At 45.3% G+C, this 18,398-nt stretch carries 21 protein-coding genes; 6 read left to right on the top strand and 15 right to left on the bottom strand.

Going from position 1 to position 18,398, the window contains the following annotated elements; genetic code table 11:
- Positions 1–97 precede the first annotated feature (97 nt).
- The 4 genes from BUR09_RS14750 to BUR09_RS14735 all read right to left on the bottom strand — a co-directional run bounded on the left by BUR09_RS14750 (position 98) and on the right by BUR09_RS14735 (position 2,379).
- Complete coding sequence (locus tag BUR09_RS14750) at positions 98–763, bottom strand: terminase small subunit (protein WP_074217719.1); 666 nt, start codon at positions 761–763, stop codon at positions 98–100.
- Positions 760–1,035, bottom strand: coding sequence for a hypothetical protein (locus BUR09_RS14745; RefSeq protein WP_074217718.1), 276 nt, complete (start codon positions 1,033–1,035; stop codon positions 760–762). Before BUR09_RS14745 ends, BUR09_RS14750 begins: the two co-directional genes overlap by 4 nt.
- Positions 1,025–1,555 carry a hypothetical protein gene (locus tag BUR09_RS14740; protein WP_074217717.1) on the bottom strand — a complete coding sequence of 177 codons (531 nt, stop codon included), beginning with the start codon at positions 1,553–1,555 and terminating at the stop codon, positions 1,025–1,027. Before BUR09_RS14740 ends, BUR09_RS14745 begins: the two co-directional genes overlap by 11 nt.
- Positions 1,556–1,797: 242 nt before the next feature.
- Complete coding sequence (locus BUR09_RS14735; RefSeq protein ID WP_074217716.1) at positions 1,798–2,379, bottom strand: tetratricopeptide repeat protein; 582 nt, start codon at positions 2,377–2,379, stop codon at positions 1,798–1,800.
- A 116-nt stretch (positions 2,380–2,495) separates the two neighbouring features.
- On the opposite strand from BUR09_RS14735, the gene BUR09_RS14730 reads away from it, so the two are divergent.
- Together BUR09_RS14730 and BUR09_RS14725 are read left to right on the top strand one after the other, a co-directional pair.
- Positions 2,496–2,963, top strand: coding sequence for a hypothetical protein (locus tag BUR09_RS14730; protein ID WP_074217715.1), 468 nt, complete (start codon positions 2,496–2,498; stop codon positions 2,961–2,963).
- 120 nt (positions 2,964–3,083) lie between these two features.
- Entirely contained in the window at positions 3,084–4,703 is a 1,620-nt protein-coding gene (locus tag BUR09_RS14725) for a diguanylate cyclase domain-containing protein (RefSeq protein WP_074217714.1), read from the top strand.
- A gap of 45 nt (positions 4,704–4,748) precedes the next feature.
- On the opposite strand, the gene BUR09_RS14720 is transcribed toward BUR09_RS14725, so the two are convergent.
- A complete protein-coding gene (locus BUR09_RS14720) occupies positions 4,749–5,672 on the bottom strand; it encodes a Smr/MutS family protein (RefSeq protein ID WP_074217713.1) in 924 nt (307 codons plus the stop codon).
- 110 nt (positions 5,673–5,782) lie between these two features.
- On the opposite strand from BUR09_RS14720, the gene BUR09_RS14715 reads away from it, so the two are divergent.
- Entirely contained in the window at positions 5,783–6,082 is a 300-nt protein-coding gene (locus BUR09_RS14715; protein WP_074217712.1) for a TIGR03905 family TSCPD domain-containing protein, read from the top strand.
- A gap of 111 nt (positions 6,083–6,193) precedes the next feature.
- On the opposite strand, the gene recJ is transcribed toward BUR09_RS14715, so the two are convergent.
- The 7 genes from recJ to mtaB all read right to left on the bottom strand — a co-directional run bounded on the left by recJ (position 6,194) and on the right by mtaB (position 13,060).
- On the bottom strand, positions 6,194–7,903 hold the full coding sequence (gene recJ / locus BUR09_RS14710; protein WP_074217711.1) for a single-stranded-DNA-specific exonuclease RecJ: 1,710 nt from the start codon (positions 7,901–7,903) through the stop codon (positions 6,194–6,196).
- Positions 7,904–8,019: 116 nt separating this feature from the next.
- Positions 8,020–8,895, bottom strand: coding sequence for a tetratricopeptide repeat protein (locus BUR09_RS14705; protein ID WP_084539520.1), 876 nt, complete (start codon positions 8,893–8,895; stop codon positions 8,020–8,022).
- A 102-nt stretch (positions 8,896–8,997) separates the two neighbouring features.
- Positions 8,998–9,693, bottom strand: a complete 696-nt coding sequence (gene pyrF / locus BUR09_RS14700) for an orotidine-5'-phosphate decarboxylase (protein ID WP_074217709.1) — start codon at positions 9,691–9,693, stop codon at positions 8,998–9,000.
- A gap of 1 nt (position 9,694) precedes the next feature.
- Positions 9,695–10,354 carry a guanylate kinase gene (gene gmk, locus BUR09_RS14695; protein WP_074217708.1) on the bottom strand — a complete coding sequence of 220 codons (660 nt, stop codon included), beginning with the start codon at positions 10,352–10,354 and terminating at the stop codon, positions 9,695–9,697.
- Positions 10,354–10,608, bottom strand: a complete 255-nt coding sequence (locus BUR09_RS14690) for a DUF370 domain-containing protein (protein ID WP_019999788.1) — start codon at positions 10,606–10,608, stop codon at positions 10,354–10,356. The genes gmk and BUR09_RS14690 overlap by 1 nt, the downstream gene beginning before the upstream one ends.
- Positions 10,609–10,611: 3 nt before the next feature.
- Positions 10,612–11,493 (bottom strand): YicC/YloC family endoribonuclease, encoded by an 882-nt coding sequence (locus tag BUR09_RS14685; protein WP_074217707.1) that lies wholly within the window; start codon positions 11,491–11,493, stop codon positions 10,612–10,614.
- A gap of 262 nt (positions 11,494–11,755) precedes the next feature.
- Positions 11,756–13,060: a tRNA (N(6)-L-threonylcarbamoyladenosine(37)-C(2))-methylthiotransferase MtaB gene (mtaB, locus tag BUR09_RS14680; RefSeq protein ID WP_074217706.1), complete on the bottom strand. Its 1,305-nt coding sequence runs from the start codon at positions 13,058–13,060 to the stop codon at positions 11,756–11,758.
- 457 nt (positions 13,061–13,517) lie between these two features.
- On the opposite strand from mtaB, the gene BUR09_RS14675 reads away from it, so the two are divergent.
- Positions 13,518–14,216, top strand: a complete 699-nt coding sequence (locus BUR09_RS14675; protein WP_084539513.1) for a class I SAM-dependent methyltransferase — start codon at positions 13,518–13,520, stop codon at positions 14,214–14,216.
- A 41-nt stretch (positions 14,217–14,257) separates the two neighbouring features.
- Here BUR09_RS14675 and BUR09_RS14670 read toward each other — a convergent pair whose 3' ends face one another.
- The 3 genes from BUR09_RS14670 to BUR09_RS14660 all read right to left on the bottom strand — a co-directional run bounded on the left by BUR09_RS14670 (position 14,258) and on the right by BUR09_RS14660 (position 17,461).
- Positions 14,258–15,832, bottom strand: coding sequence for an SH3 domain-containing C40 family peptidase (locus BUR09_RS14670; RefSeq protein WP_139296868.1), 1,575 nt, complete (start codon positions 15,830–15,832; stop codon positions 14,258–14,260).
- 26 nt (positions 15,833–15,858) lie between these two features.
- The gene (locus BUR09_RS14665) at positions 15,859–16,350 is read right to left on the bottom strand and encodes a hypothetical protein (protein ID WP_074217703.1); all 492 of its coding nucleotides are present in this window, start codon (positions 16,348–16,350) and stop codon (positions 15,859–15,861) included.
- A gap of 334 nt (positions 16,351–16,684) precedes the next feature.
- Entirely contained in the window at positions 16,685–17,461 is a 777-nt protein-coding gene (locus tag BUR09_RS14660) for a LexA family transcriptional regulator (RefSeq protein ID WP_074217702.1), read from the bottom strand.
- A 181-nt stretch (positions 17,462–17,642) separates the two neighbouring features.
- Here BUR09_RS14660 and BUR09_RS16755 point away from each other — a divergent pair, with 181 nt between their 5' ends.
- Together BUR09_RS16755 and BUR09_RS14655 are read left to right on the top strand one after the other, a co-directional pair.
- Positions 17,643–17,948, top strand: coding sequence for a hypothetical protein (locus BUR09_RS16755; protein ID WP_139296866.1), 306 nt, complete (start codon positions 17,643–17,645; stop codon positions 17,946–17,948).
- A complete protein-coding gene (locus BUR09_RS14655; protein ID WP_074217701.1) occupies positions 17,939–18,385 on the top strand; it encodes a hypothetical protein in 447 nt (148 codons plus the stop codon). Before BUR09_RS16755 ends, BUR09_RS14655 begins: the two co-directional genes overlap by 10 nt.
- The last annotated feature ends 13 nt before the right edge of the window (positions 18,386–18,398 follow it).

Genomic DNA, 18,398 nt, shown 5'->3' with positions numbered 1-18,398 from the left:
CTTGTTTACCAAGCTGTTCGAAAGACAACTAAGCTCCACGCCCTCCATGAATGCAAAAATGATAAAAAGACATTATTACAACCCGTTACATTTCAAACTACAACTTACTAGCACCATCCACAGAACTCTGATTTTTTCTGTCATCGGTAATTATTCCATAAATAGTTTCTAAACGTTTTTTTAAAACTGGTGACAGCTCTTCCAAACTCTTTTCAGCTTGATCAGGTTCGGGCGAATCGTATAGTCCCACATGTTTTGCAAGCATTTCCAACGCCTTTAATTTTGAATGCTGCTTCACACGTACCGTACCACCCCGTGAGGTTACAGTCTCTGTAATCTCTGCAATAGAAGCCGCCTGCTCATGAGTTAACCCACTGGAATTTATCAATGTCATGCGTCCATCATCCCATGTACACACATCTGTTAAGTTAGCAAAACCAACGGCAGCTAATTCACGAACAACCGCCTCCTGCGTAACTTGCCTATGCTCTGCCCTTTCGTGTTTACGCGCTTGAATACCTTCAATAATCTCTGGAGTGGCAAGAAGACGCGCAGCTGTTGCTGAGGCTGATCGTTTTGCATACCCAGCCCTGCACGCAGCAAGACGCCCATTTGAGTCGATCAAATACTCATTAACAAACTGCTGCTGTCGAGCCGAAAGCTTTCGCCCCTTTTGAGGCTCTATTTCTTCTTTCGGAACAACTTCTTTCTTTTCATCAAAAGGTTCATCATTGCTCATCTCACTCAGTTTTTCTGTCGTCACTTCCGCACTCCCCGCAAGTCCGCCTTGATCTCCGACAACACTTCCTGCATAGCTGCAACCCGTTCATCAATACGTGCTACTTTTACAACGACTTGTTGTTGCGCTGCGTATTCTTTCGATAACAAACCGGTAACTTGCTCAACATGATCAAGGCGGGCACTGAAGCTACTAAAAATTCCGGCAATAGACGCCACGGCAGTTATCATGGCAAAAGCAACATTTAACGTAACCCTACGATCCATACGCCAGCGTGCCTCGTTATTAACGCCCACTACTTTCTCCATTCACTACTTTATCTTTCCGGTATGACCCTAATGAAGACCCAAGATAGTAGTTTACTACAGCGCCAAAGGCAGTACCGAGAGAACCTAGAAGAAGTAATGCAGGCTCACTGACATCAGGAGTAGAAACCACAATATTCAACATCCAGAAAAAGCCGCAGATAACAACAAGAGCAATACCTCCTGTCACCCATGCTCCGCCATAACCAGCCTTTGCCAGAGCTACTTCACGAGCTCGTGCATCCTGAACATTTAGAAGTTCAGCATCCAGCTGAGCTCGTTGCCATGCCAATAATTGAGACTGTTGTTCTACTTCAAGCTGCTTAAGCTTTAACAGTATGTTAGGGTCTTGCAATGCTTTGGCTACGACCTGTGGTTCAGGCTCTACCCCAAGAAAACTACTAATAAGAGTGCCTGCGGCCCCTGCAATGGCACCAACCGGCCCACCTAATGCTGCCCCAAGTACAGGGGCCACCTTCGCTACGCTTACCCCCAGCTCGTTCCAATCCATATAATCTCCTTGCTTTTCCATCATCATACCCTGAGGAAAAAATAAAAACGGCGGTAGACTATTGAAACAAGGATGATACGACACTCCGATGCAGACGCCACGCTGATGGACGTCATTCTCTAAGCAACATATTTATAAAAAAAGCGCCCTCATACCGAGGGCGCTCAAAGCGACTATTGAAAATTCATTCAACAACTCTGATTTTTGTTGAAGACACCAATACGCTACCAGCTAAACTTAATTTAATTAATGCACACACCACTTGATAAGGCATCATCATAAGGTGCACTGAACCCGAGATCTGCACCTTCAGCCAAAGCCTCACAACCTTCATCAACTTTAAGCTGCGCAATAAGAAGCTCACCTAAGAAGTTCCAGGCAGTTCCGTTGGCTGAATCCATCTCCAGTGCAGTATCATAGTTCTTTTTAGCGCCCAGATAGTTGCCAAGTCCAAACTCAGCATATCCTCTATAAGCGTATGAAATACTTTTCGGATAATACCGAACTGCCTTATCAAGATCCTGCACAGCTGCCTCATATTCAGCAAATTGAATTAGCAAACGTCCGCGGCGTAACCATGCCTCACCGTACTCAGGTTCAAGCCGTAGAGCTTCACGTAATAATCCTGCAGCCTTGGCTGGATTCTCACAAACACCATTGCGCCACAGCACATGTGCCTTCGCGAACGCGAGCTCTGCTTCCGGATTTAATTTTCCAGAAACCCCCGTTGGGTTGGATGATACTTTAGGCTTAACAACCGTTCCGGAACATCCAGAAAGGAAAAATGCTGCTGTCAGTAACAATAAGAAAAATCGCTTCGTCATATAGTATGCCCAGCGGCAACCGCCGCAACTAGTAGGAAAGTTAGGAAAAGAATTGACTCATTTTACAGCACGTTTTATCGGAACACCTATAACAATTCACCTATACAGGAGTCACCATGTTTTCGTCTGCAGCGACACGCACAAAAATACACTCTCTCTTGCAGCAACTTCGTTCCTATCCCTTTTTGCGTCAAAAAGAAAATACTGAAAAATGTGCCATCTTATTAGAAACAATAGATGAACAGCATTTGATATATTCCCAGCTCTGCCACTCAGAGCAATATTTCATTCAACATTTTCAAGAAATTTTGAATAAACAAACAATAGAAGAAGACGATATTTTTCCCTTATTGGAAGACCTACTTATTCTGGTTAGAGAAAAAACCCTGCGTACAGGAGCAACGCAAGCTAATGAAGCAGAAATTGCTGCTCTACGACATGTTCATACCGGTAAAAACTGGAAAAAAGACGATGGAACACTGTTTGCTGAAACTTTTTTCTACAAAATACCACTGTCACTTATTCGCGCAATTTCTGATGATCTGCATGGAAAGACAGCGGGGCTACCCTATCCAACCCAATAGTTTTTCTACTAAATTATATATAATCAGGCTAACCCCTATTCCCCGCACAAAAATAATCTGCTACTCTCCCGATATAGATAGGAAAAAAATCCAACATAATCGGTGGGGGAATACACGATTATGGGCAAGCTCTCGCCGTCTGCTTTTATAGGGAAAAGTAGACCGGCTCTCTTTTTCATTATCGCAACCTGTTTTGCGATTGGGTATCATTTTGCCGTTAACCAGTGGTTTACGGAAAGTTCTGTTGCGCATTTTTTCCTACCATTAATTGCTGGATGCATTATTTTCGCATTCAGCCACTGCCTTATTTATCAAAAAAATAAAGTTGAAGATATTGCCACAACTCAGGCTGAACAACTTACTGCTTCACAGACTGAAATCTCGCAACTTCGTATGCGCCTGGTAGATGTAGAACGCAACTCATTAGCTACACAACGAGAACTGCATCAACTGCGGCTGGAGCGTCGGCAAAACCATCCCGAAGAAAATAGTAAATTCGAAACAACATTTCATGCCACACCTGACCCTATGCTTCTGGCTGATCTGGAATCGGGACTTGTCACAGACGTTAATGAGAGTTTTCTCCAGCTCTTAGATTTTGCATGGCAGGATGTTTACAACAATGCGGTCAGTGCCATTTTTACATGGGCAAATTCAGACGACGCAAAACGGTTCGCCAATGCCCTTATTACAGGAAAAACAGAAAACAACCTGCAAGCTGTTTCTGAACAAAAAAGCGGGGGAATATTCTTCGCACTTGTTTCGATGCGCACAGTTTCCATTTCAGGAAAACGTACAATCATCATAGCAGTACGCGACTATTCCGACCTGCATGCTGCCCAGCATGAAATTCGCCTGTTTTCCAAAGCGCTTGAACAAAGCCCAGCCGGTACAGCTATCCTTTCCATTAACGGATGCGTTGAATATGTAAACACACGATTCACACAGATCACCGGCTACACAGCAAACGAACTACACAGAAATAAGGTTCCGTTTCTAGAAAATCTTCCCGAAAATACAAATTTCTCATGGTCAATGCTTGCAACCACTCCGGAATGGCGTGATGACATTTTCACCATTCGCAAGGACAATACAAAGTGCTGGCTCTCACTTTCCATATCTCCTGTTGTAGAACACGATGAGCTTTCCCGTTACGTCCTTATCTTAGAGGACATCACAGATAAAAAAGAACAAGAGCGCCGCATTCAGCATATGGCGATGCATGACGGACTTACAGGAGTAGCGAACCGCCGCCAGTTTAAAATGCAACTTGCACGTTCCATTGAATTACAACACCGCAGTCAGGTACCGTTCTCTCTGGCCTTCATTGACCTGAATAATTTCAAAGAAATCAATGACTCACGCGGGCATGATTTTGGTGATGAAGTCCTAAAAAGAGTCGCCAAGCGGCTAAAGAACATTTTACGGGAGGTGGACCTTATTGCACGTCCGGGGGGAGATGAGTTTTTACTTCTACTCAGCGGAATTCAAAAATTAGAAGACTTGGAAGCTACGTTACTTCGCATTACGTATCATATTGCCCGACAAATGGAGTTCCACGACGCAACAACAATCATGAATGCAGCAATCGGGGTAGCTATGTGTCCGGAGCATGGCACCAACGCAGACGAACTTCTTTCAAAAGCAGACCATGCTATGTATGCATGCAAGCGCACTCCTAACACTCCATTTATTATATGGAATCCGACTATCGACATGGAAAATAAACAGGCTTCATAGTTGGGAGACATATTCTCTTTCCTACAAAGCCTGCTACTTTTGCCATTAATAATCGATCGTCACATCATTTCGCTGCCACTGGATTTTCCCGCGGCTCTTTTTATACTTCCGCAACAACACATACAGTGCCCCTGCGCCGCCATCCTTGTTCTGTGCAGTACAGAAAGCAAGTACAACGCGTTTAAACGGGTCACGGGTGAGCCATTCCTGTATGCGTTCACGCAGTACAGCGTAGCCTTCAGGCGAGTTTCTCCCACGTCCCGGAATAAGCAGAACAGTACGTTTGCCCTTGTTGTAAGAAGCACGGAGAAACTGCACCAATGCTTCATGAGCTTCCTGTGCAACCATACCGTGCATATCAAGATGCCCTTCCGGACTATAATGTCCTGCGCGGAGCTTTCCTAAAATCATAGGGTCGAGACCTTGCACATGGCCTTGAATATACTCATTCGTATATTCGAGCATGAACTCTACTTCACCTTCAAGCAAATCCTGTAACGCTTTTACCGGATCATCCACAGCAGTGCCTTTTTTGGCATCCACTTTCACATCCGGAGCGACTTCTCTGCCTTTAGTATTCAGTTGACTCACGCCCATCATTGCCGCGGCAAATGCATCTTCCTCAGGAATCTCAACCTTTGGTTTTACGGATGCAACAGCTTTTCGAGAACGCTCTTTTGCAGTCTGTTTCTTATCTTTTTTTTTCGACACCGTATCAAAACCTTTCACTTCATCCATACGCATGACGGAATCACTTGAATGGGTACGTTTTTTTACTTTCCCCTGTCCGCCATCAAGAGATGACACGTTTGACATAGCTTGAGAGAACAAGTCGTCATCATCAGAAGGAACAGAAAATAATTCTTCATCCTGAACAGATTTCTTCTTCTGTGCATCTTGCTTCTTCTTAGGAGCACTTGCGTCAGGAAAATTCTTTTTATTCAAATTCTTAAAAGGATTATTATCCATCGTAATCCCCCTTTACTGCGCGTTATCAAAACAAGTCACGTTTACAGAACACCCTTTACAACCCCGCATCTGTCCTCTTATAACCATCAGGCAAAAATAAGGAGCTACCCATGTATTCTTTTGTTCCAACCGGTGTCTGCGCGAAACAGATCCTGTTCGATGTGACTGATGGTATCATCCATGATGTAAAGTTTGTCAAAGGCTGCCCAGGTTCTCTTGCTGCAATCAGCAAGCTGCTTGAAGGTAAACCTGTTGAAGACATTATTCCTGTTCTCAAAGGAACCACTTGCGGCACCAAAAATACTTCCTGCCCGGACAGACTTGCTGAAGCTCTTGAAGAGATTCAGAATGGAAACGCCGCTCAGTACGAAGTAAAACCTGCAACAAGCGGTTTTAACCCATTCGCATAACTCACACGCCTACGTGTAACGTACGGATGAAGTGATACAGAATGCGCATCAGACAACATTGTTTGTGCGAAAAAATACCCTGACACAGCTTGTGCCAGGGTATTTTTACATCTACGGCAAAAATTCCCAATCTTTTATCTTCAAGTCTACACTGGCACTGCCGTTATAACGATCAATTCGCGGAGAGTAAGCAAGCTTGAGCTTTCTGCCTTCCATAGAAGGTGGTATGTCATCAACCATCCTCCACGCCTTAGCATGTAAAGTAATACCTGAATCAAGATCAAGCAACTCAAGCTTAAGATGCTTTCTAGCGAACACACGGCGAGATTTTAATAACAAGACTGGAGACTTGAAAACAGGTTCACTGTTGCCCATACCGAACGGCTGCAGCATTTCCAGTTCTTTCAACAAGGTAAAATCCGCTGCGAGATTAAAGCCCATTGGGGAATCAAACTTCAATGTAGCTGTCAGCGGCTTATCGCCCACTGCGTCAATAACAATGTCATTAAATCGGGTAGCCAACTCTTGCAGTTTCTCTTTTTCCAACGACATACCTGCCGCTAATTTGTGACCGCCAAACCCAAGCAACAAATCCTTACAACGGCACAAACCTTCGTGCAGATGAAATTCGCTGATGGAACGGCCGGAGCCTTTAATCTTCTCACCGTCGCTGCACAAGATCAACGTCGGCTTATAAAATTTTTCAACTACACGTGAAGCCACAATACCAATTACACCGGAGTGCCAGTCTTCACCGTACAGAACAAGTCCCATCTTATCAGACTGAGCTTCTGCCTGTTTCATGGCCTCATCAAGAATACGCTCTTCTTCATTCTTGCGCTCTTCGTTCATCACATCCAGTTCACGGGCGAGCTGGCGGGAACGTTCATAATCTTTCGTAAGCAACATTTCGAGCGCAATATCTGCCTTGCCCATACGCCCCGCAGCGTTAATACGCGGTGCAAGACCAAAAGCCACCTGACCAGCCTCTACAGTACCACCTGCGGCATAGCCGGAAACTTCTTTAAGTGCAGCAAGACCAGGGCGTCGAGCTTCTTTAATCTTAAGCAACCCGTTTTTAACAAGAACCCTGTTCTGACCGGAAAGGCTAACCACATCAGCAATGGTCCCCAGCGCAACCAAATCAAGCAACTCTTTTACGTCTGCTTTTTTACCAGTAGCTTCAGCCAACTTTACATTCAGCGCACACATAAGGAAAAACGCCACCCCCACACCTGCAAGGTGCGGACACGGGCATTCTCCAACCTTTGGGTTACAAACAGCATGTGCATCCGGCAAAGTATCAGCAGGCAAGTGATGGTCAGACACAACAACAGTCATGCCAAATTCACGCGCTTTGGCAATAGGAGCAAAATCTGTAATGCCACAGTCTACAGTAAGCAACAGCTCAACACCTTGCTCTGCTAGACGTTCAATCCAAGCCTCATTGAGGCCATAGCCTTCTTCCATACGGTTTGGAATATGCTGGATAATATCGTAACCGTGTTCTTCCACAAGCTGTGTCACAACAGCGGAAGAGGTTACGCCATCAACGTCATAGTCTCCCCACACAGCCATTTTCTTGCCCGCAAGCAAGGCTTCGGCAAGTACAGCTGCACTTTCTTCCAACCCCGGCCATTTATGGAACGGCTCAAGATACTTAAGCCCCGGAGAAAGATATTGCTGCATAGCTTCTGGTGAATTCAAACCACGCAGCCAGAGGATATCGATAAGTGTTTGTGAAATTTCAAGCTTCTCAGCCCATTCAGCTAACTCGGAAGGTGCACTTTCGCCTTCTCGCTGTACCCAGTTTTTAGCCAAAACAACTCCAGTACGATAACAAAAAATATCTGTTTAAAAACAGTAAAAGCAGGGAATTACACACATGTAATCCCCTGCCAGATATTACTAACAACTACTTGTAAAACTAATGAAGGCTATGACTGTAAGAACAAGTCATCATCATCGTCATCATCAAAAACACTTTCAACAGCAGGGATGCTTTCTTCTGTGCTGCTCGGCTCAAGCTGAATACCATCTCCCATCGCGGTAGAAACTTCCTGCTTTCTGCTAGCTGCAATTTCTGCAGTTCGAACAACAGTGCGCACTTCACTAATACGATCCTGAGGCACAAGTTCCTTCTCGAGCAGCCAATTAAAGAACTTCAGCACAACATCAAAATCAGGATTACTGTTGATAGCTTTCAGAAGATAATCTACACAACGAGCATAGTCTTTCTTTTCAAAATGAGCACGGGCAATATTGTAAAAAAGGTGATCATCACCACCAGACAATTCAAGTGCTCGATCATAATACTCAAGCGCCTGTTTTGTCATTTTGTTCTTTCGAAGGCTTATGCCGAACTCGTTGAACAAGTGTTTGTGTTTTCTTTCAAACGCGGCATCCAGTTTAACAAGACGTTCGAAGATATTATTAGCTTTGCCGGTTTCACCACGATCAAGGTAGGTAAGCCCAAGACCAAAGTTTGCACGAACATTCTCTTCATCAACCTGCAAGGCATTGCCGTATTCAAATTCCGCAGTAAAATTCTCGCCATTATTTCTGTGCGAATCTGCACGATCAACAGTATCGGCAAGCTCCTGCATTTTCGGAAACACTGTGGTTACATAGAACTCAGGCTCCGGCTGAAAGCGAGCAATAATATCTTCAAGGCTGATAAAGCGTTTTTTTCCGGAAGGAATATAATTCGCGTTAAGAGGTTGAACTTCTATTTTTCCATCCAGTTCTTCTACAAACCAGAAGGTCTTCTGCACAGATTTACGGACACCGGTACCGGTCTCTACCTGTTTCATTTCCTGTGTGGAAAAGATACCTTTAATAGGCTCTCTACCTTCCTGTGAAGTCACTTCCTGCACTCCCACTTCAACCTCCTCAAATCCAGCAGCAACTAGCAGTTATATCTTCATGGCCTCCAAAATCTCCTGTGCAGCATGCAGTGGAGAATCGGCGCCAGTTACGGGACGTCCTACAACCAGATAATCAGATCCGGCTTTTACAGCTTCCGCCGGAGTCATCGTCCGTCTCTGGTCATCACCAAGGGAAACCGGACGGATCCCCGGGGTCAAACAAAGGAAATCGTTCCCGCATGACTTTTTGATTGTTTCAACCTCAAAGCCGGAACAAACAACACCGTGAATACCCCATTCTTTGCCGGAAATGGCAAAAGAACGTACAGTCTCTTCGAGTGATGTTGTCATTCCTTTAGGTAAATCTTCCTGAGACATAGAAGTAAGCACGGTAACACCAAGAAGTATCGGGGAGACACCGGAATCTACGGAACCTTCAGCAAGTCCTGCAACAGCAGCACGAGCCATGCGCTCACCGCCCATCAGATGAATATTCACCATGTCCACACCGTGACGCACGCTGGAGCGTACTGCACCTTGGACTGTATTTGGAATATCAAAGAACTTCATATCAAGAAAGACTTTGAATCCCATTTGTTTCAATTCATCAATAATCTCGGGACCAGCAGCTGTAAATAGTTCCAGACCTACTTTCACCCAGACATCAGCACCCTTAAGCATTTTGGCCATTGCCAATGCTCCAGCCTTATCCGGATAATCGAGTGCAATAACAAGGTTCGCCATGTTATCTCCAATCTTCCATAATAGAATCTACAAGATCCGGTGAACTCTGCGGAGACAGAGTTGCAGCGATGTACGCACTACGCAGCTGATCGTAAGCTTTATCCAGATCATCATTAACAATCCACGCATTGAACCAGTGAGCCTGTTCCAACTCTTTCTGAGCATTGGCGATACGGCGCAGAATAGTCTGCTCGTCGTCAGTTCCGCGACCACGCAGACGTCTTTCCAGCTCCGCACGGGAAGGTGGCAGAATAAACACATAGCAGCCTTGCTTTAAATTGCCGTAAAGCTGGCTTGCACCCTGAACATCAATATCAAAAATAATATCGTATCCCTGCTGAAGCTTATCCAAGGTTGCCTGCTTAGGCGTACCGTAGAACTTACCATGAACTTCAGCCCACTCCGCAAAGAATCCGACGTCGCGCTTTTCGCAAAACTCTTCTTCAGTAACGAAGTAATAGTCTTTGCCATGTACTTCGCCTTCTCGCGGCTGGCGGGTTGTGTATGAAATAGAAAACGCAAATCGAGGAAATTCTTTCAGTAAGCGCTTGGTCAAAGTAGTTTTGCCGGTGCCGGAAGGTGCGCATAACACCAAAACAATTCCTCGTCGGCCAGTAACGTCAGAATCAGTAGTGACCTTACCGGAAGTATCAACAGTCATTAGTCGTTATCCTCCTGTAGGAAACGTTGACTAATAGTTTCAGCCTGAATGGCAGATAAAATTACATGATTAGAATCTGTGATAATTATGGATCGAGTCTTTCGCCCCTGTGTTGCATCCACTAGGCGTCCTTCGTTGCGAGCATCTTCCCGCACACGTCGCATAGGTGAAGACGTGGGCGTCACGATACTTACAACACGGTGATGCACAACATAATTACCAAAGCCGATGTTAAGCAGCTTGCTGCTTTTCATACGCTACTCCAGATTCTGTACCTGTTCCCGGCATTTTTCGAGTTCGTTTTTGAAATCAACAATAATACGTGAAATATGCTGATCCTGAATTTTGTTGCCACAGGTATTCACTTCGCGGAAGCACTCCTGCAGTGTAAAATCAAGACGTTTGCCTGCTTCGCCGCCACCTTTAATAAGCTCATCAAGGCGCTCAATATGTGCATTAAGGCGGGTGATTTCTTCACTCACATCAAGCTTATCGGAAAGCACGGTGATTTCCTGTAAGAAACGCTGTTCTTCCAGTTCAGATTCAACACGGGCAAGCACTTCAGTAAGACGGTCACGCAGAGTTTCAAAGCGTTCTTCTTTAATCTGCGGTGCACGTTCCGTAATAGTTGTAATCCAGCCACGCATACGCTCAGTACGCTCAAGCATATCTGCTGAGAGTGCAGTTGCTTCTTTTGCGCGTGCTTCATTCCAATCTGCAAGAGCAAGCTCAAGGCCTTCCACCAACGCATTAGCAAATTCTTTTTCAGGCTCTTTATTACTGTCTTCCCACAGGAAAGACATGCCAAGCATACGGGTGTAGTCCGGTGCAAAGCTATCACCGCGTTCACTTGCAAATTTTGCAAGTTCATCAAGCATTGCGGAAGCCTGTGCAGTGTTAAACGCAACAGCCTGCAGCTCTGCACGCTGAATCTGCAAATTAAGTGTAAGTTCTACACGGCCGCGCTGACCAAATTTACGTACAGTCTTTTCAAAACGGTTTTCCAACGAACGGGCCAGCATTGGAAGACGCCATTTAAGATCAAGATGACGGCTATTAACGCTACGGATTTCCCATGTCATGGTGAAGCCGTCACCCTCATGGGTAGAACGACCATATCCTGTCATGCTTTTAAGCATACGTTCCTCTCTATATGTCAAAGCCCTGCGTTAACATTGCAGGGCATCAGGTATTTTTTTACATGCAGAAGCGCTCTCCTGCATATGGGAATGGCCGCAACAAGTTGCTTGCTACGGCGCTGCACGCTACCTACTCTACATCCACTCTTTATTCAAGCCATGTTATAACATAGAGTTGTCACTTTTCAGCAAATAACCGCATGAGTGCGTGGAAAAATAATAATATAGAAAAAAGCAGTCGGGGATAATCCCGACTGCTTTTTTATTTTTCGCCTGCGACAACCCGCAATCCGCCCTTTTCAAACTCAGTGGCAGTACCGGTGCAAATATCTCGCAAGCCGACGCCGAACGGAAGGGTATCGAAATAACATTCTGTATAAAATTGAGAAACGCCCTTTTTCTCTTCTGCAGATTGCAGCACAACATGCTGAGGCAATTTCTCATCAACAAGCTTTTGTAAAAATGCCTGTTTCTTTTCAGCAATCAAATCACGCACAGCTTTAGCACGTTCTTTTTTCACCTGTTTCTCTAATTGGCCAGACATAGTCGCAGCAACAGTTCCCGGACGAATCGAATACGGGAATACATGAGCGTATGTAAGCGGCATAGCTTTAATGTATGCCATCGTTTCGTGAAACTCTTCTTCAGTCTCACCCGGGAAGCCCATCAAAATATCTGCGCCAAGTCCGTAGACAGGCCACACACTATGCAGCTTATCCAGAAAATCCAGAAGCGGTGCAGTCTTGTAGTGTCCACGTCCCATGCGTTTCAACACTGAATCGCTACCGGACTGCAAAGAAATATGTAACTGGGGGGCAACCATGGTGCTACGACCGAGCACTTCAAGCGCTTTCTCGCCGAGCTGACCCGGTTCAAGAGAAGAAATCCTGAAACGTGCTTTGCCGCCCCACTTCTTACCAAGCGCACGTTCCAGTTCGTCAACCAGATCCCAGAAGTCAGGAGTACCATCAAGGTCACGTCCAAACTGACGCAAATTCACACCGGAAAGAATGAGTTCTTTAAAGCCGGATTCCAGAAGCGTACGTGCTTCGGTAACAATATCCGCCACACTACGAGAACGGGAACGACCACGAGTCAACGGTACGATACAGTACGTGCAACGATGTGAACAACCGTCCTGTACTTTTACAACAGCACGTGCACGATTGTAGTTAGTTACTGCAAAATCAGGAAACGCATTTTCAGGTTCAGCCATGCCCTCTTTTAATTCAGGCCATGTCTTCAGCGAAGTTTTTGCATCCTGCGGAACAATACGGGTTACCCCCGGAAGTTCCTTTAACTCGTCACCCATAACCTGCGCAGCACAGCCTGTAACAACAATCTGCGCAGCCTCGTTCGCCCTATGCAACTGACGCACTGTAGAACGCACATCGCTCACAGCTTTGGCTGTAACAGCGCATGAGTTCACGAGAACGAAGTCAGCTTCAGCCGCCGAGTCAAGTTCCTTGAACCCGCGGGCAACCCAAACTTCGCGTAATGCTTGTGTTTCGTACTGATTAATTTTGCAGCCCAAAGTTGCTGCATAAAACGTATATGATTCACTCATTCAAATTCTGCTCCGGCGTAATGTCGCCTTCTGCAGACTAGCCGGAAAATCCGCTGTGTCAACTGCTAAGACGCATGACTTTCGCCTTCGGCGGGGGCCCCCCTACAATGAGGCACTCCTCACAACTGCGAAGATGAGAATTTTCGTTACAACTAATGCTTATTATGCATCGTTTATAACGTATAATTTTTATACGTCACATGTAGAAATTACCCTCTTTCAATGTAAATATCTTCACACTCATTGGTTGCATCTTTTATCCCCCAAAAAGGTAGAAAAAAATCCCCCAAGATAACATCCTGTTGTTTTTAAGTATTCCTTAAGAAGCGACCATTCTCTCTGGATTTATATTCAAATGGTGTTCCTTTTGCTGTTACTATAGCAGGCATTATGCAGTCCACACGGCTGTTACTTACAATATTACGGTTACTTCGAAACCCCCTCTCGAGGTGGGCAGATGAACTCACAGGCGATAACTGAAACAGCTTGTTACTACAGCAAAGGATACCAAATGCATTCACCCCATTGGAGCGTTTTACGAGAATTCATACGTGACCCGCTTTCAACTGGTACTATTTGTTCCAGCAGCCCGAGTCTTTGTAAAACGATAGCCAGCAGCGATAAGTTAGCTAACGCTGATGTGGTAGTAGAACTTGGTGCGGGTACCGGATGCATAACAAAACAGATTTTGCGATCATTGAAGAACGAAGCCACTTTTATTTCCATCGAAAAAAACCCGCATTTCTATAAAATGCTTGTAACTGAATACCCACAATCGCATTTTGAGTTGGATTGTGCGGAAAACCTTCCTAATATCTTACATAAAAATTCAGTGGAAAAAGCAGACATAATTATCTCTTCATTACCTTGGGCATACTTTTCTTCTGAACAGCAGAACCAGCTTACACAAGCCATTCGTACAAGCCTGAAGCCCAATGGCATTTTTATTACATACGCTTATCTTTGGGGCGTGATCCTCCCAACATTTGGAGCATTCCGAAAACTACTAACTCAATCTTTTTGCAATGTGGATACCTCTAGGATTGTTTGGAACAACTTCCCTCCCGCCTTTCTCTACCAATGTAGGCAACCTGTTCCAGTTTTAACCGAAACAGCAGAAAGACAATCATCGCACCGATCAAAGTATAACTGCTAACAAAAAAGCCCCTGAGTTCAATCTCTCAGGGGCTTTTGCAGTTATTTAATTTCCCACGTTCCAGGTTTTACCTGAAGCTTCAGAATCCTGCTATAGAAGTAGTCCTTCTTCACATCCTTCCGCTCCTCACCCGGTCGCAACGTAGTAATAGCTATGCGCCCAATAATCGCTCTGCTTTCCCTGTCCGCGTTGTAAGTGCGTACGCCCCAAAGGTCATGCAACATAAGCGGCATCTTCGTCACAGGTTCATATCCCAAATATAACCCGATATGCCCACGCATACCGATGAGTGAAAAAAACGGAATACCCTGTTTAACAATCACATCCTGTTTTTCACTGGCAGTCAGCCCCTTCAACTCAATGATCTCTTTCCCCTTAGCAGCCTGCTGACTTGAATTACGCGGCAACCAGACACCAAATGCCATAAAAAGATCACGCACTGTTGAAGAGCAATCTCTATCCAGATACAACCCGCCCCAGCCGTACCGCTGACCAATAACATGCTTTGCTACTTCAGCCATGGCCCCCGGGGTAAGTGTTGCTGGAATCTCAACCACCTGCTCAGACCAAACAGGAACATTATAGAACTCTGCCTGCCCAAGAGAATTACGGGCAGGAACCGTAATGTACACAGGGGGCTTAAGCTTTTTAATACGAGGAGGAGCAGCAGCTGTCGCCTTGTATCCCACGCCATCATTTTTGCTTCCCGTCATTGCTTTTAGCAGATTCTTTTTTGCAGCGGCCTGTCGTGCACCGGCATCCGCTACTGCCATAGCCTGTAAAGGTGGGGGGGCAGGAACTTCCACACTAGGCGCTTTCGGAAAAATCGCTCCCACATATCCCGTGGAAATGTATTCTCCTTCTAAGGTCTTAAGCGGCACATCATCACGTATTATCGCTTGCAATGCCCCAGACATGAATTCTTCCTCCTGTTCCGGAGTTACATACGCAACATCAGAAGCGAGAACCCAGCCACTTGCAAAGGCAGTCTCTGCGAAGAGCCATTTTCCAGACTTTGAAACATGAGAAATGAAAAGCGGTGTTCCGGCATGAACACTGGAATTTTGAAAATAATCAAAAGGAAACCCTTCCCCCGGCAAGGCTGGGTTTAAGAAATACGGCTTCACTGTCGGCATCACACGTAACGAAGCACTACGCACAGTAATCGCATGTTTTGCCATGCTGGGATAGGTTTCCATAGACTGTTCAGCTACCAGTCTGGACATAGCAGTATGAGTCCATGGAAGAAGGTTTTCAGCATATCCTCTCGTGTACGGGTATGCAGTTACTCCCCAAAAAGCATCCTTTTTTGATAAAGACGCCTTTGTCTGTCGCCATGGCCCAAAATGATACACTTTGAGCGCAGCAAACTGCACTGTCTGCTCTTCAGGAGTCATAACAGCCGTGTGAGCCCTATGTGTTAAGTAATCCGTGGGGTCTTGTGACAGTGTATTTACATCAGCAACAACATGCTGCTGATTATATTCCCACACCGGATATCTTCCGGCAGTACTGCACGCGGCAACACTCATGCACACAGTCATGAGTACAACCAGAGAGCCCGCCGTTTTTACAGCCCCATACCATCGTTGCGAATTCCGCACTAATTCGACCACGAATCACACCTTTTTTAAAATCATTATTAATTTGTCAGATTACAACGGCTCAGTATTGCTTGAATATCGGTAACGGTAAGCCCCATTTCCACATCATAATCTTCATTTCGCGCGAGAGCTGTAAACCTTCGAATAAGAAGCAGCTTCGCAATGGCTATCTGCACACCGAAGAAGAATATCCAAACCAAACTGTGAGTCCATAGTGCCGCCAGAAAAGCAATTGTGACAAATATAAACATAATAAGCATAGTATTACGCTCGTCTGTAGAACGTACAACAGTCCAGATCCTAAAACCATCCATAGCCCGAGTTATCCAATTTTCATGTTTTGATGCAGGAGGCGCAAAAAATATTACAGCGGCTTCCACAAAAAACAGAAAAATAATCCACCACACGGAGTGTGACCAGAACGCAATAAGAATAAGTAAGGTTAGAATAATGCGCGGCCAAAATGTAAGCGGGTTACGCATCTTTTGCCAAAATAAATCTGACATACTGTCTGCCTTGCGGTAATTCATAGTCCCCTCCTGATGCTATCCATCCAATCGGCAAGCCAATACTACACAATTCCCTCACTAGACTGATAATTCAATTCTGATACTACCACATGAAAAGAAAAAAGAAAGATTCTATAATTTTTATATCCCTGTAACCCCCTGAAACGTTTATCCACCAATCAACATATTTACGTACATAACTACCTAACCGCTTATATTAATATACCGCTCAAGACTGATAAAAAAGACAAAAAAAGCGTCTTCAGGAAGTCCCGAAAACGCTTCAAGCTACTAAGTGAACTAATATGAACAAAGAAACAACGCACTGTGCACATTATGTGCACAAAGAGTCATTTTATAAATCCTTTCCTGCCCAGATAACACGCCCGATCACTTCCCAGCTTCGAGATTCATCACGCGGGTCAATTTCTATATCCTGATACGCAAGCTCACGGTTATCACCACGGAACAGATACTTCCCCGGAATACGTGAGAAACGCTTCACATAAATCTCATCGTCAAGACGCACAACGTACACCCTGTCTTCAACGAGATTCTTATCTGACTGATTTACAAGGCAAAGGTCACCGTTATGCAACGTGCTTTCCATAGAACGCCCCATAACTTCCATTATTCTCAGACTGTTGGCGTCCTGCGTTTTGTGCAAAACCCAATCTAGGCGGAATGCATACCGACCGGCAGAAGAATCGCTTGTAGCAAGAGAACCACCACCAGCGCTAGGACGTGCCTCTGCTTTATCGACAAAGATAAATTCTTCTTGATGCCCGTCAGGCTCCCGTGAAGGGGCAAGAAAAGTTGCAGCAGAGTCATCCACCTGTGCAACAGAGCTTCGGCTAGCATGTTCAGCCACACCACGTTTTTCTGCCCCGACAGTCAAAGGAAAATATAATTCAGTAGACGACTCAGTCTGTTCAGCAATTTTTTCAAGATAGCGCGTAAGCCTCTTCAAATTATGCCTATTTGGATGTCGTTCCCCTTTCTTCCATGCATACACAGTACGCGGACTTACCCCTGCAATTTCTGCAAGCTTAGGTACCCCGCCCACAAGGTTGATGGATTCAGCTATGAATTCCTGAAGTTGCCATTCTTCTTCGGTATAGTCTTTGTTCATGCGTATGAAATAGCACAATGTTCGAAAAAATAAAATAGTTTTTTGCACAAAATGTACAAACAGACTTGACGTCTTTGTTCATTTTGTGAACAATATGATCACTTCGCCACTTCATGGTCATTTTTTGCAATTAGAAAGTATCGATAGATGCTTTCTGACGCATACTCGGAGGAAAACGTATATGTCCGGTTACTCTTTTCACGTCCCAGAACGCACCCGCTGCACAGTGTGTGGTCGAAACTTTTCCCGACCGTGGAGAATGGCGTGCGTTGGAATATCTATCTGCCCGGAATGCAACCTGCCACGTACAGGGAGCGGATATCAACCCATGGTGCAGATTGAAGTAGGAGAGCACCAGCGTTTGCTACAGCTGTACTACGCTGAGTTCAACCATCATGCATCACCAACTAATGACTCTGACCACGCAGTCTTGCGGGCAATCGAACGATGCAACACGTTCTATAATGGAGGACGGTCATGCCAGTAGTACCTTGCAATCAGTGCGGAACAGAATTCTATGTCCGTCCGGCACGTTACAATGCCGGCAAAGGAAAATATTGCTCACGCAAATGCGCGGCTGAAGCTAAACGCATTAAACAAACCGTGAGTTGCCCGTGGTGCGGCAGGCACTTTGTAAAACGTGCAGGGCAAATCTATTGCTCACGCTCTTGCGCTGCCTCTGCAAACCATGCAGCACATGATAGACACGGGACAGATGAAAAGCACTGCATCGTATGTGAGAAAAAATTCACCAATGGTGTCAGCAGTAAAATCTGCAGCAACGCCTGCCTTGCAAAGCATAGAAACGGTACCAATGCCGGTGGATACTCTCTTTTTGATGACCCGTGGGCTACCGGAGAAATCCCACCGGATAGATATGCACGAGACCTGTTCCGCATGCCGGATATTGGACTTGGCTTTTAACTGTTACCCAAGA

It is taken from the genome of Halodesulfovibrio marinisediminis DSM 17456 (assembly GCF_900129975.1).
GTDB lineage: Bacteria > Desulfobacterota > Desulfovibrionia > Desulfovibrionales > Desulfovibrionaceae > Halodesulfovibrio > Halodesulfovibrio marinisediminis.
This window is presented reverse-complemented; position numbering and strand designations above follow the sequence as displayed.

Excerpts from the sequence above, each read along its gene's own strand:
- BUR09_RS16755 (WP_139296866.1), top strand. The coding sequence starts at position 17,643 with ATGTCCGGTTACTCTTTTCACGTCCCAGAACGCACCCGCTGCACAGTG.
- BUR09_RS14690 (WP_019999788.1), bottom strand. The coding sequence starts at position 10,608 with ATGAAAAGCAGCAAGCTGCTTAACATCGGCTTTGGTAATTATGTTGTG.
- BUR09_RS14675 (WP_084539513.1), top strand. The coding sequence starts at position 13,518 with ATGAACTCACAGGCGATAACTGAAACAGCTTGTTACTACAGCAAAGGA.
- mtaB (WP_074217706.1), bottom strand. The coding sequence starts at position 13,060 with ATGAGTGAATCATATACGTTTTATGCAGCAACTTTGGGCTGCAAAATT.
- BUR09_RS14705 (WP_084539520.1), bottom strand. The coding sequence starts at position 8,895 with ATGAAACAGGTAGAGACCGGTACCGGTGTCCGTAAATCTGTGCAGAAG.
- BUR09_RS14715 (WP_074217712.1), top strand. The coding sequence starts at position 5,783 with ATGTATTCTTTTGTTCCAACCGGTGTCTGCGCGAAACAGATCCTGTTC.
- BUR09_RS14660 (WP_074217702.1), bottom strand. The coding sequence starts at position 17,461 with ATGAACAAAGACTATACCGAAGAAGAATGGCAACTTCAGGAATTCATA.
- BUR09_RS14740 (WP_074217717.1), bottom strand. The coding sequence starts at position 1,555 with ATGGATTGGAACGAGCTGGGGGTAAGCGTAGCGAAGGTGGCCCCTGTA.
- BUR09_RS14725 (WP_074217714.1), top strand. The coding sequence starts at position 3,084 with ATGGGCAAGCTCTCGCCGTCTGCTTTTATAGGGAAAAGTAGACCGGCT.
- BUR09_RS14655 (WP_074217701.1), top strand. The coding sequence starts at position 17,939 with ATGCCAGTAGTACCTTGCAATCAGTGCGGAACAGAATTCTATGTCCGT.
- BUR09_RS14720 (WP_074217713.1), bottom strand. The coding sequence starts at position 5,672 with ATGGATAATAATCCTTTTAAGAATTTGAATAAAAAGAATTTTCCTGAC.
- BUR09_RS14735 (WP_074217716.1), bottom strand. The coding sequence starts at position 2,379 with ATGACGAAGCGATTTTTCTTATTGTTACTGACAGCAGCATTTTTCCTT.
- BUR09_RS14685 (WP_074217707.1), bottom strand. The coding sequence starts at position 11,493 with ATGCTTAAAAGCATGACAGGATATGGTCGTTCTACCCATGAGGGTGAC.
- pyrF (WP_074217709.1), bottom strand. The coding sequence starts at position 9,693 with ATGGCGAACCTTGTTATTGCACTCGATTATCCGGATAAGGCTGGAGCA.
- BUR09_RS14730 (WP_074217715.1), top strand. The coding sequence starts at position 2,496 with ATGTTTTCGTCTGCAGCGACACGCACAAAAATACACTCTCTCTTGCAG.
- gmk (WP_074217708.1), bottom strand. The coding sequence starts at position 10,354 with ATGACTGTTGATACTTCCGGTAAGGTCACTACTGATTCTGACGTTACT.
- BUR09_RS14665 (WP_074217703.1), bottom strand. The coding sequence starts at position 16,350 with ATGAATTACCGCAAGGCAGACAGTATGTCAGATTTATTTTGGCAAAAG.